The following is a 13,347-nucleotide window of genomic DNA, read 5'->3' as shown; positions in this document are numbered from 1 at the left end:
GTGGTTGTGGTCGGTAGGAAAGAGGTAGCCATGTCAGACGTACTCATCGAACGACCCGAACTCGAGAGCCTCGGCATCTACGAGTTCGGATGGTCGGACTCCGACGTCGCCGGCGCATCCGCGAAACGGGGCATCTCCCCGGAGGTCGTCGCCGACATCTCGGCGCTCAAGAGCGAACCCGAATGGATGCTCAAGAAGCGCCTCAAAGGACTCTCGCTCTTCGCGAAGAAACCGATGCCGACGTGGGGTGCCGATCTGTCGGGCATCGACTTCGACAACATCAAGTACTTCGTGCGCTCGACCGAGAAGCAGGCGCAGACGTGGGAGGACCTCCCCGAAGACATCCGGAACACGTACGAGAAGCTCGGCATCCCGGAGGCCGAGCGCCAGCGCCTCGTCTCGGGTGTCGCCGCGCAGTACGAGTCCGAGGTCGTGTTCCACTCCATCAACGCGGAGCTCGAAGCACAGGGCGTCATCTTCATGGACACCGACACGGCGCTCAAAGAGCACCCGGAGATCTTCCAGGAGTACTTCGGAACGGTCATCCCCGAGGGGGACAACAAGTTCGCCGCCCTCAACACGGCGGTGTGGTCGGGTGGATCGTTCGTCTACGTTCCCAAGGGCGTGCACGTCGAGATCCCGCTCCAGGCGTACTTCCGCATCAACACGGAGAACATGGGCCAGTTCGAGAGAACGCTCATCATCGCCGACGAGGGATCCTACGTTCACTACATCGAGGGCTGCACGGCTCCGATCTACAAGAGCGACTCGCTGCACTCGGCCGTCGTCGAGATCATCGTCAAGAAGAACGCGCGCGTGCGCTACACGACCATCCAGAACTGGTCGAACAACGTCTACAACCTCGTGACGAAGCGCGCGATCGCCCACGAGGGCGCGACCATGGAATGGATCGACGGCAACATCGGGTCGAAGGTCACGATGAAGTACCCGTCGATCTACCTCGTGGGGGAGCGCGCCAAGGGCGAGACCCTCTCGGTCGCGTTCGCGGGCCCCGGCCAGCACCAGGACGCCGGCGCGAAGATGGTCCACATGGCGCCGTACACGCAATCGTCGATCGTCTCCAAGTCGATCGCTCGAGGCGGAGGCCGCACCGGGTACCGCGGCGAGATCCGCATCGCCGAGGGGGCCCACCACTCCGCGAACACCGTGCGGTGCGACGCTCTGCTCGTCGACACCATCTCGCGCTCGGACACCTACCCGACGACCGACATCCGCGAGGACGACGTTCAAATGGGTCACGAGGCCACGGTGTCTCGAGTGAGTGCCGAGCAACTCTTCTATCTGCAGAGCCGCGGTCTGCCCGAAGACGAAGCAATGGCTATGATCGTGCGCGGCTTCATCGAGCCGATCTCCCGCGAACTCCCCATGGAGTACGCACTCGAACTCAACAAGCTCATCGAGATGGGCATGGAGGGCAGCGTCGGATGACCGTCGCGCCCCCATCGAAAGGACGTCCCTCCTAGATGTCACTCCCTGCTACCTCCCCGACCGGCACCGCTCCGGCGGCGGATGACGCGACCCGTCCCACACCCGACGAGACACCCGTGCAGGCCGAGCGCGTGCCGCGCTCGGACGGGGGATCGAGTTACGTGCCCGTCCAGACGCGATCCGAGCGGTTCGCGTCGACCGACGTCACGCGATTCGAGACGGTGACGAGTCGCGACGTCGCGTGGAAGTTCTCGCCGCTCGACAAGCTCACGGGCCTCACCGCCGGCGTGCTCGACGCGAGCGACTGGCCCTTCGACGCCGTGGATGTCGGCTCCGATGTCGCGATCGAATGGATCGGGCGCGACGACGATCGCATCGGCTCGGCGGGCATCCCCGAGGACCGCGCGGCAGCGAACGCGTGGTCGACCTTCGGCCGTGCCCTCTCCGTGACGATCAGTGGCGAGACCCCGCAATCGGTCACCCTGACGCGCTCGGAGCTCGGCAGTGGCGCACGCGCGGCCCACACGGTCATCACGGCCCGGCCGCACAGCGTCGGAACGGTCTACTTCGAGAACACCGGATCGGCACTTCTCAGCGAGAACGTCGAGATCGTCGTCGGAGACGGCGCCGACCTCACGGTTGTGAGCGTGCAGCAGTGGGACGACGACGCGGTGCACCTCGCGAGCCACTTCGCCCGTGTCGGTCGCGACGCGCGACTGCGGCACATCGTCGTCTCTCTCGACGGCGACGTCATCCGCATCAATCCCTCCGTGCACCTCGACGCCCCCGGTGGCGACGCCGAGCTCTACGGCGCCTACTTCTCGAGCGCCGGCCAGCACATCGAGCAGCAGGTCTTCGTCGACCACGACGCCGAGAACACCCGCTCCCGCGTGACCTACAAGGGCGCACTGCAGGGAACGGGTGCGCGGTCCGTGTGGATCGGCGACGTCCTCATCCGCCGCTCGGGTGTCGCGACCGACAGCTACGAGCAGAACCGCAACCTCCTGCTCACCGACGGTGCGCGAGCGGACTCGATCCCGAACCTCGAGATCGAGACCGGAGACATCGCGGGAGCCGGACACGCGAGCGCGTCGGGACGATTCGACGACGAGCAGTTGTTCTACCTGCAGGCGCGCGGCATCAGCGAAGACATCGCGAGACGACTCGTCGTCCGCGGGTTCCTCGCCGAGGTCGTGCAGAAGATCCCGTCCCCCGAGCTCGAAGCGCGGCTCGAAGCCGCGATCGAAGCGGCCCTCGTGTCTGAGGAGGCACCCCGATCATGACCGCTGTGAAAATCTGTGACGAGGGCGACCTCGAGGTCGACGCGGCAGTGCGTGTCGTCATCGACGGCCTTCCGATCGCCGTCGTCAAAGACTCGAGCGGAACGGTGCACGCCATCGGCGACACCTGCACCCACGGCGACATCTCGCTCGCCGAGGGGTTTGTTGAGGGCGCGACCCTCGAGTGCTGGGCGCACGGCTCGAAGTTCTCACTCGAGACCGGCAAGCCCATCACCCTCCCGGCCTACGAGCCGGTCCCCGTCTATCCCGTGACCATCGAGGGCGGCGAGGTCTTCATCGACCCCGCCTCGCCCGTCAGCGCGTAACGCTCCGCGACGCGCCGACCACCCAGCCAGAAAGCGACCACCACATGTCTGTTCTCGAAATCACCGACCTGCACGTCAGCGTCGAGACCGAGCAGGGAAACAAGCAGATCCTCAAGGGGGTCGATCTCACCGTCAACGAGGGGGAGATCCACGCCATCATGGGCCCCAACGGGTCGGGCAAGTCCACGCTCGCCTACACGATCGCCGGCCACCCGAAGTATCACGTCGAGGGCGGCTCCGTGAAGCTCGACGGAACCGAGGTGCTCGACATGGCCGTCGACGAGCGCGCCCGCGCCGGCCTCTTCCTTGCGATGCAGTACCCCGTCGAGATCCCCGGCGTCACGGTCTCCAACTTCCTCAGGACGGCGAAGACCGCCCTCGACGGCGAAGCCCCGGCACTCCGCGGCTGGGTCAAGGACGTGCGCGAGTCGATGACGAACCTGCGCATGGACTCGACCTTCGCCGAGCGCAACGTCAACGAGGGGTTCTCCGGCGGTGAGAAGAAGCGCCACGAGATCCTCCAGCTCGAACTGCTCAAGCCCAAGTTCGCGATCCTCGACGAGACCGACTCGGGACTCGACGTCGACGCCCTCAAGATCGTCTCCGAGGGAGTCAACCGCGCGAAGGCCGAGAGCGGACTCGGCCTCCTGCTCATCACGCACTACACGCGCATCCTGCGCTACATCAAGCCCGACTTCGTGCACGTGTTCGTCGACGGCCGTGTCGCCGAGCAGGGCGGCCCCGAGCTCGCCGACCGCCTCGAGAACGAGGGTTACGACCGTTTCATCGCTCCGGCGGTGATCTGAGCGTGGCTGTCGCTCTCGCTCCGGCCCTCTTCGACAAGGTCGAGGAGGCGCTCAAAGACGTCATGGACCCCGAGCTCGGGATCAACATCGTCGACCTCGGGCTCATCTACGACCTCACGTGGGATGACGAGAACGACGCGCTCATCATCAGCATGACCCTCACGTCGGCCGGATGCCCGCTGACCGACGTGCTCGAGGAGCAGACCGCCGAGTCGCTCGACGGCATCGTCGACCAGTTCCGCATCAACTGGGTGTGGATGCCGCCGTGGGGCCCCGAGAAGATCACCGACGACGGTCGCGACATGATGCGCGCGCTCGGTTTCAGCATGTAGCTGCTGCGCTCTCGTCGCGGGTGTTCTCACACGGCGCGGCAGCACAACGCAGAAGGGCCCGTCGGTAGCGGCGGGCCCTTCTGCGTGCGACGACGCGCTAGCCGCGCGTGGTGTTCTCGTCGCGACGCGACAGGAGCGCCCACACCGCGGGGATCGCCGCGGCGGCGAGGGCGGACTTCACGAGACCGCCGATGATGAACGGGTAGAGCCCCGACTGCAGGGTCTGCTCGAGGGTCAATCCGAGGGATGCCGCGAGCCACGGCAGTCCGAAGGCGAACGTCACGACGGTGCCGCCGAGGAACGACAGCGCCGCACCGAGAACACGGCGGTCGCCGGCTCGTTCTGCGACCCAGCCGACGAGCGCCGCGGCGAAGACGAAGCCGATGATGTATCCGCCGGTCGGGCCCGCGACGATCGAGAGGCCAGCGGAACCGTCACTGAAGATCGGCAGACCGACGATGCCGAGCACGGCGTAGAGCACCATCGAGAGAGCACCGCGCACCGCGCCGAGGGTCGACCCGACGAGGAGCACCGCGAGGGTCTGCCCCGTGATCGGAACGGGCCAGAGCGGCACGGCGATCTGCGCGGCGACCGCGGTGACGGCAGCTCCCGTCGCGATGAGGGCGAGGTCGCCCGCGCGGCTCCGGGTGACGAGACGGTCGGCGAGGGTGAGGCGCGGCGCCCCGGAGAACGGGGTGTCGAGTGGCGCTGAAGTCATGGGAATGCTCCTCGGTCGGAATGGTCGTCGCACGCATCGATCCCGATGCCTGCGGGCCAGCGGCAGTCAACGTAGACTATAGGGCTGACCCCCTCTAATCGTGCCGCTTCGGCGCGCCCGCCAGCGCGCGGAATCCTCTAGAAGAATCGGACAAACCCTGTGCTCTCCGTACACGACCTCGAGCTCCGCGTCGGCGCGCGCACGCTCATGCAAGGCGTGTCGTTCCGCGTCGACAGCGGTGACAAGATCGGGCTCGTCGGTCGCAACGGCGCCGGCAAGACGACCCTCACCAAGGTGCTCGCGGGCGAGGGGATGCCGACCGACGGTCGCATCGACCGCAGTGGCGAGGTCGGTTACCTCCCGCAGGATCCCCGCTCGGGTAACTCCGAGGACCTCGCTCGCACGCGCATCCTCGACGCCCGTGGCCTCGGCCAGTTGCTCCTCGGGATGGAGACCGCGGCCGCAGACATGGGCAGTGCCGACTCCGCCGTGAGCGAGAAGGCCATGACGAAGTACGGCAACCTGCAGGACCGGTTCCTCGCCCTCGGCGGATACGCGGCCGAGGCGGAAGCGGCGTCGATCGCGAGCAACCTGAGCCTCCCCGATCGCATCCTCGACCAACCACTCTCGACGCTCTCCGGTGGACAGCGCCGTCGCATCGAGCTCGCGCGCATCCTCTTCTCCGGAGCGGACACGATGCTCCTCGACGAGCCGACGAACCACCTCGACGCCGATTCCGTCGTGTGGTTGCGCGACTACCTCAAGTCGTTCCAGGGCGGACTCATCGTGATCAGTCACGATATCGAGCTCGTCGAGGAGACCGTCAACAGGGTCTTCTACCTCGACGCGAATCGCACCGTTATCGACGTCTACAACATGAGCTGGAAGAACTACCTCAAGCAGCGCGCGGCCGACGAGGAGCGACGCAAGAAAGAGCGCGTCAACGTCGAGAAGAAGGCCTCGGTCTTGCAGACGCAGGCGGCCAAGTTCGGAGCGAAAGCCTCGAAAGCCGCCTCCGCTCATCAGATGGTGCGTCGCGCCGAGAAGATGCTCTCGGGCCTCGAAGAGGTGCGCGCGACCGATCGGGTCGCCAAGCTGCGGTTCCCCGAGCCGGCCGCGTGCGGCCGCACGCCGCTCATGGCCTCCAATCTGAGCAAGAGCTACGGCTCGCTCGAGATCTTCACGGCCGTCGACCTCGCGATCGACCGCGGGTCGAAGGTCGTCGTGCTCGGCTTCAACGGTGCCGGAAAGACGACGCTCCTGCGGATGCTCGCGGGCGTCGACGAACCCGACACGGGGCAGATCGAGCCCGGTCACGGATTGCGCATCGGCTACTACGCGCAAGAGCACGAGACCATCGACGTGAAGCGCAGCGTGCTCGAGAACATGGTGTCGTCGTCACCGACGATCACCGAGATGGAAGCGCGTCGCGTGCTCGGCTCGTTCCTGTTCACGGGCGACGATTCGCACAAGCCCGCGGGCGTGCTCTCGGGCGGCGAGAAGACGCGACTCGCTCTCGCGATGATCGTCGTCTCCGGAGCCAACGTGCTGCTCCTCGACGAACCGACCAACAACCTCGACCCCGCAAGCCGCGAGGAGATCCTCGACGCCCTCGCCAACTACGCGGGCGCGGTGGTGCTCGTGAGCCACGACGAGGGAGCGGTCGAAGCGCTCAACCCCGAGCGCGTGCTCATCCTGCCGGACGGCACCGAGGACTTCTGGAACCGCGACTACGCGGATCTCATCAGCCTCGCCTGATCACGCTCGGCGCGAGAGCCTGCTGCGGCGCGATCAGCGCCGATCGGCGCTCTCGAGGATGGCGTCTTCGATGTCGTCGTCGTTCGGCGCGCGCGCGGCACGGCGCTTCTCGCGCTCGGTCGCGCGATCGACCTCGTCGGGATCGTCGGCGTTGACGACGCGGTACTCCTGGCGCAGCGCCCAGCCGAGACCGATGAACCCGAGGACGGCGAAAACGAACCACTGCAGGGCGTAGGAGAGGTGGGGACCCTCATCGCGCACGGGGCGCTGGTTGACGAGCGGCGCCTCGGCGGGTTCGGGGGACTGCGTCGCGACGAGTCCGTAAGCACCCGTGTAGACGGGAGCGTCGAGTTCGTCGGCGAAATACTCGAGGTGCACGGTGCGGATCTGATTGGTTCCCTCGACGCGCTCGGTCGAGCCGAGCACGGGCTCGCCCGCCTTGAGGCGCGCGGAGACGGTGACCTCGCCGCTCGGCGGGGCGGGGATGTCGTCGGGCAGATCCTGCTCGGAGCCCGTCGGCAGCCACCCGCGGTCGACGATGAACACGCTGCCGTCGGTGAGGAGGAAAGGCGTGAGCACCTCGAACCCCGGCTGACCCGACCGCGGTCGGTTGCGCACGAGCACTTCCTCATCGGCGAGGTAGTTGCCCTCGAGAAGCACGGGAAGCCAGCGCTGATCGTCTTCGAACGAATCCAGTGAGTCGAGAGCCGAGTCGACGGGGATGGGCGAGGCGTCGTAGTTGGTGTCGATGCGGTCGATCTCGGCTCGCGCGTCGGCACGACGGGAGAACTGCCACATGCCGAGCATCGAGCACACGATCGCGAACACGATCGTGAGGGCGAGATACCCCGCCCAGCGTTTCGAGAACGCGAAACCCCACCCGCTCACACCGACTCCACCCGATCGAGGCTAACGCCGAGGGGCGTGATCTGCACGGGCATGTCGCGACCGCTCAAGTATTCGCGAAACCACTCGTCGTGCTCGGAGCACGCGAGCCATACCTTGACACGCTCGGGGCCGTGGATGCGGGGGTTACGCCAATTGACCTGCCACGCGGCGTCATTCGAGCATCCGGCGCGCGAGCAGCGCGGGGGACCCTCGTCGACACCCCCGCCGAGACCACCGATCACTCGGCTGATCCGGGCGCCGGGGGAACGGGCCGCGCCACGGGAACGATGCTGCCGGGGCGCTCGACAATTCCGGCCTGCTCGCCCCCGACGTTCGCGAGCACGACGGCGAAGTACGGGAGAACGATCGCACCGACGGCGACGACGGCGAGCCACCAGCCCGTGACGACGAAACACAGGGCGATGCAGATGAGCCGGATCCCCATGGCGATGAGGTAATTGCGCATCCGGCCGCGCCGAGCATCCGTCGGGGATTTGGGGAGCGAGGTGACCGAGGAGATCACCGTTTGCTTGGCCATGGGTTGCGTTTTCCTGTTCGGCGGAAACCTGCTGTGACCCCTCAACCCTAGGCTTAGGCTTGTGTGAGTTTGCCGGGAGAAGCCCGCACGCGAGGCAGAAGGGCCACCCTCATGACAGACACCACGACCACCGCTCAGACCACCACGGCGAAGACCGGACGCACCGTGCTCGTGACGGGCGGCAATCGCGGCATCGGCTACGCGATCGCCGAGCAGTTCGTCGCGCAGGGCCACCGTGTCGCCGTGACCTCGCGCTCGGGCGAAGGCCCGTCCGGAACCCTCACGGTGCGCGCCGAGATGACGGATGCCGCGTCGATCGATGCGGCATTCACCGAGGTCGAAGCGGCCCTCGGGCCCGTCGAGGTCGTCGTGGCCAACGCGGGGATCACCCGCGACACCCTGCTCATGCGCATGAGCGACGACGACTTCACGAGCGTCATCGACACCAACCTCACGGGAGCCTTCCGTGTCGTCAAGCGCGCGTCGAAGGGCATGCTCAAGGCGCGATTCGGTCGCATCGTTCTCGTCTCGAGCGTCGTCGGACTGCTCGGTTCGGCGGGGCAGGTGAACTACGCGGCGTCGAAGAGCGGTCTCATCGGCCTCGCTCGCTCGGTGACGCGCGAACTCGGAGCCCGAGGCATCACCGCGAACGTCGTGGCCCCCGGGTTCATCGAGACGGACATGACCGCCGAACTGCCCGAAGCGCAGCAGGCTGCGTACAAAGCGTCGATCCCCGCGGCGCGCTTCGCTTCCGCGACAGAGGTCGCCAAGGTCATCACGTGGATCTCGGGTGACGACGCCGGCTACATCTCCGGCGCGGTCATCCCCGTCGACGGTGGTCTCGGCATGGGGCACTGACCGCGCGAGGTCAGGGTCGGGGGAGACCCAGCAGGGGGAGCACTTGCGCGAGGTCGCGGACATCCATGATGACGTCGGCCTCGTCTCGCACGGGCGCCTTCGCATCGAAACCGACCGAGAGACCCGTGATCGACATCATCTCGAGGTCGTTCGCACCGTCTCCGACCGCGACGGTCTGGCGTAGCGCGACGCCGCAGTCGGACGCCCACTCCGTGACGGTGTCGGCCTTCGCGCGCGCATCGATGATGTCGCCCCTGACCCGACCGGTGAGAAAACCGTCGGCGACCTCGAGTCGGTTCGCTCTCCAGTAATCGAGTCCGAGCCTCTCGGCGAGAGTGTCGACGATCTCGTGGAACCCTCCCGAGACGACGCCCACGAAACCGCCGGCACGGTGCACGCCGGCGACGAGCTCCTCGACCCCGCGCGTGACCGTGACCCTGTCGAGCACGGCGGCGAACGCACTCTCGGGGAGCCCGGCGAGCGTCGCGACGCGCGCCTCGAGACTCGCCGCGAAATCGAGCCGACCGTTCATGGCCTCGCTCGTGATCGTCGCGACAGCGTCGAGAGCGCCGGCCTCCGCCGCGAGGAGCTCGATGACCTCGTCTTCGATGAGCGTCGAGTCGACGTCGAGAACCACGAGGAAGGGGGCCATGGGGGAGAGCTTTCGATCGGATGCGCCCCGGGAGGCACGAGCGGTCAGGAGACGTGAACGCCCTTGCCCACGACGGTGATTCCGGAGTCGGTCACGGTGAAACCGCGAGCCCGATCGGCGTCGGCATCGAGGCCGACCGACGCGCCCGCAGCCACGACGACTTCCTTGTCGAGGATAGCCCGGCGGATCTCCGCTCCGGGCCCGATGCGCACGCGATCGAAGACGATCGAATCGATGACCTTCGCGCCCCCGCCGATGGTCGCCCAGGGGCCGAGCACGCTGCGCTCGATGTGCGCTCCGGAGAGCACCGAGCCGAGCGACACGATCGAGTCGATCGTCGTGCCAAGGTTGCCGCTCGAGTCGCGCACGAACTTCGCGGGCGGGGCGTTGAGCTGCTGATTGAAGATGGGCCACTCGTTGTTGTAGAGATTGAAGATCGGGAGCGCCGAGATGAGGTCCTGGTGCGCGTCGAAGAACGAGTCGATCGTTCCGACATCGCGCCAGTAGTAGCGATCGCGATCGGTCGCGCCCGGAACCTCGTTGCGGTTGAGGTCGTAGACCGCGGCATCCCCCTGCGAGACGAACCACGGCACGATGTCGCCGCCCATGTCGTGGTTCGACGACGCGAGGTCACCGTCGCGGATGACCGCGTCCATGAGCACGTCGGCGTTGAAGATGTAGTTGCCCATCGAGGCGAGCACCTCGTCGGGGGAGTCGGCGAGGCCGACGGCATCCTTCGGCTTCTCGAGGAAGGCCTTGATGCGCGTGGGGTCGTCGGGGCTCACCTCGATGACGCCGAACTGGTCGGCGAGGGAGATCGGCTGTCGGATCGCCGCGACGGTGACACCGGCCCCCGACTCGATGTGCGCCTCGATCATCTCGGCGAAGTCCATGCGGTAGACGTGGTCGGCACCGACGACGACGACGATGTCGGGCTTCTCGTCGCGGAGGAGGTTGAGGCTCTGCAGGATCGCGTCGGCCGAGCCGGCGAACCAGCGCTTGCCGAGCCTCTGCTGGGCGGGCACAGACGCGACGTAGGAGTTCGTGAGGCCCGAGAGGCGCCAGGTCTGCGAGACGTGGCGGTCGAGGCTGTGCGACTTGTACTGCGTCAAGACGACGATCTGGCGCATCCCCGAGTTGATGAGGTTGGAGAGCGCGAAGTCGATGAGACGGTAATTGCCTCCGAACGGAACCGCGGGCTTGGCCCGGTCGGCCGTGAGGGGCATGAGCCGCTTTCCTTCGCCACCGGCGAGGACTATCCCGAAGATCTTCTTTGATGCCATTCCCCAACCCTAGATGGCCGCGGCGAGCGTGTGTACTAGCGTTCACCTCGTGAGAGTCGATCTGATCACCAGGGAATATCCACCCGAGATCTACGGCGGTGCCGGTGTGCACGTCGCAGAGCTCGTCTCCGCGCTGCGACCGAGCCGCGATGTCGTGGTGAGGTGCTTCGGCGCCCCGCGGGACGAGCCGGATGTGCACTCCTACCTCGTGCCGACCGAGCTCGCGGGCGCGAACCCCGCCCTCGCGACCCTCGGCGTCGACCTGCAGATCGCGCAAGACGTGTCGGGTGCCGACCTCGTGCACTCGCACACCTGGTACGCCAACGGTGCCGGTCATCTCGCGTCGATGCTCCACGGCATCCCTCACGTCGTCACGGCACACAGCCTCGAGCCGCTGAGGCCGTGGAAGGCCGAGCAGCTCGGCGGCGGGTACCGCGTGTCGAGCTGGATCGAGAGCACCGCGTTCCACGCCGCCGACGCGGTCATCGCGGTGAGCAACGGCATGCGCGAGGACATCTTGCGCTCCTACCCGAGGCTCGACGAATCGAAGGTCTCCGTCGTCTACAACGGCATCGACCTCGACCGCTGGCGTCCCGTCGACGATCCCGAGCTCGTGCGGTCGCTCGGCATCGACCCCGATCGACCCTCGGTCGTGTTCGTCGGTCGCATCACGCGCCAGAAGGGCCTGCCCTACCTCTTGCGCGCCGCCAAACTCCTGCCGCCCGACGTGCAGCTCATCCTGTGCGCCGGCGCTCCCGACACCCCGGAGATCCTCGCCGAGGTCGAAGCCGGTGTCGCGGAACTCGCGACCGGGCGCACGGGCGTCGTGTGGATCGACCGGATGCTGAGCCAGCACGAGCTCTCGGCCGTGCTGAGCGTCGCGACGACCTTCGTGTGCCCGTCCGTGTACGAGCCCCTCGGCATCGTCAACCTCGAGGCGATGGCGTGCGGTGCCGCCGTCGTCGGCACGGGGACCGGCGGGATCCCCGAGGTCGTCGCCGACGGCGTCACGGGGCGCATCGTGCCGATCGACCAGGAGCAGGACGGCACGGGAACACCCACCGACCCCGAGAAGTTCGTGCGCGATCTCGCGGCGACCCTCACCGAGGTCGTGAGCGACCCCGCGGCCGCGAAAGCCTACGGAACCGCCGGGCGGCAACGGGCCGAGCGCGAGTTCGGGTGGGACCGCATCGCGACCGAGACCGGCCGCATCTACGACTCGCTCGTCTAGCCGATCCCGCCCTCGCCGAGCGGGCCCCGCGGCGTGCGGAGACACGCAGGGGAGTTGGCCTAGGGTTGGAGAATGGCGCGCGTTCTGCAACTGTCCGATGTCTCCGTGGTGAGGGGTGGCAGCGCCATCCTCGATTCCCTGTCGTGGGAGGTCGACGACGACCAGCGCTGGGTGATCCTCGGGCCGAACGGTGCGGGCAAGACGACGCTCCTCCAGGTTGCCGCGGCCATGCTGCACCCCAGTTCGGGAACCGCGCTCGTGCTCGACGACACCATCGGCAAGACTGACCTCTTCGAGTTGCGCCCGCGCATCGGGTTCGCCTCGACGGCGATGGCGCGTCGCATCCCCGCCGACGAGATCGTGCTCGACGTCGTCTTGACCGCCGCCTACGCCGTCACGGGTCGCTGGACCGAGAGCTACGACGATGTCGACACCCGCCGCGCTCAGCGCGTGCTCGCCGAGTGGAAGCTCTCCGACCTCGAGTCGCGTCGCTTCGGCGACCTGAGCGACGGCGAGCAGAAGCGCGTGCAGATCGCGCGGTCGGTCATGACCGACCCCGAGCTCCTGCTGCTCGACGAGCCCGCCGCGAGCCTCGACCTCGGTGCTCGCGAGGAGCTGCTCCAGATTCTCGGGGGATACGCGAGTTCGGCCGAATCGCCCGCGATCGTCATGGTCACGCACCACGTCGAAGAGATCCCCGTCGGATTCACCCACGCCCTCGTGCTCGGCGACGGTGCCATCACGGCATCCGGGCCGCTCGGCGACGTCATCACCTCCGAGACACTCTCGTCGGCGTTCGGCCTCGATCTCGTCGTCGAGGAGCACGCGGGCCGCTTCACCGCCCGCGCCGCCTGATCGACGGAGATCGACTCGCGCTCCTCCCGGGCACCCGTCTTCTGGTAACATCGGTGGTTGGCCTATGGCCCGAAAACTTTCCACCTCCTCGCACTCACCAACCCAAGGAATGACCATGAAGTCTGACATCCACCCCACGTACTCGCCCGTCGTGTTCCGCGACCTCGCGTCGGGGGCGACGTTCCTCACGCGGTCGACTGTCGGCAGCGCGAAGACGATCGAGTGGGAAGACGGCAACACCTACCCCGTCATCGACGTCGAGATCTCCTCGGAGTCGCACCCGTTCTACACGGGCAAGCAGCGCATCATGGACTCGGCCGGCCGCGTCGAGAAGTTCAACACCCGCTACAAGGGCTTCGGTTCCTGAGCACCA

At 67.1% G+C, this 13,347-nt stretch carries 16 protein-coding genes; 10 read left to right on the top strand and 6 right to left on the bottom strand.

Annotated features, from left to right (window positions below; all coding sequences use genetic code 11):
- The first annotated feature begins 30 nt into the window (after positions 1-30).
- Genes sufB through ACLHG5_RS04105 form a run of 5 tightly spaced genes read left to right on the top strand, consistent with a single transcriptional unit; the run spans position 31 to position 4,193 of the window.
- Entirely contained in the window at positions 31-1,449 is a 1,419-nt protein-coding gene (gene sufB / locus ACLHG5_RS04125; protein ID WP_411315465.1) for a Fe-S cluster assembly protein SufB, read from the top strand.
- 35 nt (positions 1,450-1,484) lie between these two features.
- Positions 1,485-2,732 carry a Fe-S cluster assembly protein SufD gene (gene sufD, locus ACLHG5_RS04120; protein ID WP_411317943.1) on the top strand — a complete coding sequence of 416 codons (1,248 nt, stop codon included), beginning with the start codon at positions 1,485-1,487 and terminating at the stop codon, positions 2,730-2,732.
- Positions 2,729-3,055, top strand: coding sequence for a non-heme iron oxygenase ferredoxin subunit (locus ACLHG5_RS04115; protein ID WP_411315467.1), 327 nt, complete (start codon positions 2,729-2,731; stop codon positions 3,053-3,055). The genes sufD and ACLHG5_RS04115 overlap by 4 nt, the downstream gene beginning before the upstream one ends.
- Positions 3,056-3,099: 44 nt before the next feature.
- Positions 3,100-3,861: a Fe-S cluster assembly ATPase SufC gene (gene sufC, locus ACLHG5_RS04110; RefSeq protein ID WP_411315468.1), complete on the top strand. Its 762-nt coding sequence runs from the start codon at positions 3,100-3,102 to the stop codon at positions 3,859-3,861.
- Between the two features lie 2 nt (positions 3,862-3,863).
- Entirely contained in the window at positions 3,864-4,193 is a 330-nt protein-coding gene (locus ACLHG5_RS04105; protein ID WP_411315469.1) for a metal-sulfur cluster assembly factor, read from the top strand.
- Positions 4,194-4,290: 97 nt separating this feature from the next.
- Here the strand turns inward: ACLHG5_RS04105 and ACLHG5_RS04100 are convergent, their stop codons facing one another.
- Positions 4,291-4,911: a biotin transporter BioY gene (locus tag ACLHG5_RS04100; RefSeq protein WP_411317942.1), complete on the bottom strand. Its 621-nt coding sequence runs from the start codon at positions 4,909-4,911 to the stop codon at positions 4,291-4,293.
- Between the two features lie 159 nt (positions 4,912-5,070).
- Here ACLHG5_RS04100 and ACLHG5_RS04095 point away from each other — a divergent pair, with 159 nt between their 5' ends.
- Positions 5,071-6,669 (top strand): ABC-F family ATP-binding cassette domain-containing protein, encoded by a 1,599-nt coding sequence (locus tag ACLHG5_RS04095; RefSeq protein ID WP_411317941.1) that lies wholly within the window; start codon positions 5,071-5,073, stop codon positions 6,667-6,669.
- A gap of 33 nt (positions 6,670-6,702) precedes the next feature.
- Here ACLHG5_RS04095 and ACLHG5_RS04090 read toward each other — a convergent pair whose 3' ends face one another.
- The 3 genes from ACLHG5_RS04090 to ACLHG5_RS04080 are packed head-to-tail and all read right to left on the bottom strand — an operon-like array spanning position 6,703 to position 8,095.
- Positions 6,703-7,557 (bottom strand): SURF1 family protein, encoded by an 855-nt coding sequence (locus ACLHG5_RS04090; RefSeq protein ID WP_411317940.1) that lies wholly within the window; start codon positions 7,555-7,557, stop codon positions 6,703-6,705.
- Positions 7,554-7,799, bottom strand: a complete 246-nt coding sequence (locus ACLHG5_RS04085) for a hypothetical protein (RefSeq protein ID WP_411317939.1) — start codon at positions 7,797-7,799, stop codon at positions 7,554-7,556. Before ACLHG5_RS04085 ends, ACLHG5_RS04090 begins: the two co-directional genes overlap by 4 nt.
- On the bottom strand, positions 7,796-8,095 hold the full coding sequence (locus tag ACLHG5_RS04080) for a DUF3099 domain-containing protein (protein ID WP_411317938.1): 300 nt from the start codon (positions 8,093-8,095) through the stop codon (positions 7,796-7,798). Before ACLHG5_RS04080 ends, ACLHG5_RS04085 begins: the two co-directional genes overlap by 4 nt.
- Before the next feature lie 111 nt (positions 8,096-8,206).
- Here ACLHG5_RS04080 and fabG point away from each other — a divergent pair, with 111 nt between their 5' ends.
- Positions 8,207-8,953 carry a 3-oxoacyl-ACP reductase FabG gene (gene fabG, locus ACLHG5_RS04075; protein WP_411317937.1) on the top strand — a complete coding sequence of 249 codons (747 nt, stop codon included), beginning with the start codon at positions 8,207-8,209 and terminating at the stop codon, positions 8,951-8,953.
- A gap of 10 nt (positions 8,954-8,963) precedes the next feature.
- On the opposite strand, the gene serB is transcribed toward fabG, so the two are convergent.
- Both serB and ACLHG5_RS04065 read right to left on the bottom strand, forming a co-directional pair.
- Positions 8,964-9,605 carry a phosphoserine phosphatase SerB gene (gene serB / locus ACLHG5_RS04070; RefSeq protein ID WP_411317936.1) on the bottom strand — a complete coding sequence of 214 codons (642 nt, stop codon included), beginning with the start codon at positions 9,603-9,605 and terminating at the stop codon, positions 8,964-8,966.
- A 44-nt stretch (positions 9,606-9,649) separates the two neighbouring features.
- Positions 9,650-10,888 carry a glucose-1-phosphate adenylyltransferase gene (locus ACLHG5_RS04065; protein ID WP_411315477.1) on the bottom strand — a complete coding sequence of 413 codons (1,239 nt, stop codon included), beginning with the start codon at positions 10,886-10,888 and terminating at the stop codon, positions 9,650-9,652.
- Positions 10,889-10,937: 49 nt separating this feature from the next.
- Here ACLHG5_RS04065 and glgA point away from each other — a divergent pair, with 49 nt between their 5' ends.
- The 3 genes from glgA (at position 10,938) to ACLHG5_RS04050 (ending at position 13,341) form a co-directional block, all read left to right on the top strand.
- Positions 10,938-12,119 (top strand): glycogen synthase, encoded by a 1,182-nt coding sequence (gene glgA, locus ACLHG5_RS04060; protein WP_411317935.1) that lies wholly within the window; start codon positions 10,938-10,940, stop codon positions 12,117-12,119.
- 72 nt (positions 12,120-12,191) lie between these two features.
- On the top strand, positions 12,192-12,974 hold the full coding sequence (locus ACLHG5_RS04055; protein WP_411317934.1) for an ABC transporter ATP-binding protein: 783 nt from the start codon (positions 12,192-12,194) through the stop codon (positions 12,972-12,974).
- A gap of 115 nt (positions 12,975-13,089) precedes the next feature.
- The gene (locus ACLHG5_RS04050) at positions 13,090-13,341 is read left to right on the top strand and encodes a type B 50S ribosomal protein L31 (protein WP_411315480.1); all 252 of its coding nucleotides are present in this window, start codon (positions 13,090-13,092) and stop codon (positions 13,339-13,341) included.
- The last annotated feature ends 6 nt before the right edge of the window (positions 13,342-13,347 follow it).

The organism is Marisediminicola sp. LYQ85 (assembly GCF_046600695.1).
Taxonomy (GTDB): Bacteria; Actinomycetota; Actinomycetes; order Actinomycetales; family Microbacteriaceae; genus Marisediminicola.
Note: the sequence above shows the minus strand (reverse complement) of the source record. Positions and strands in the feature narration are given on the sequence as shown.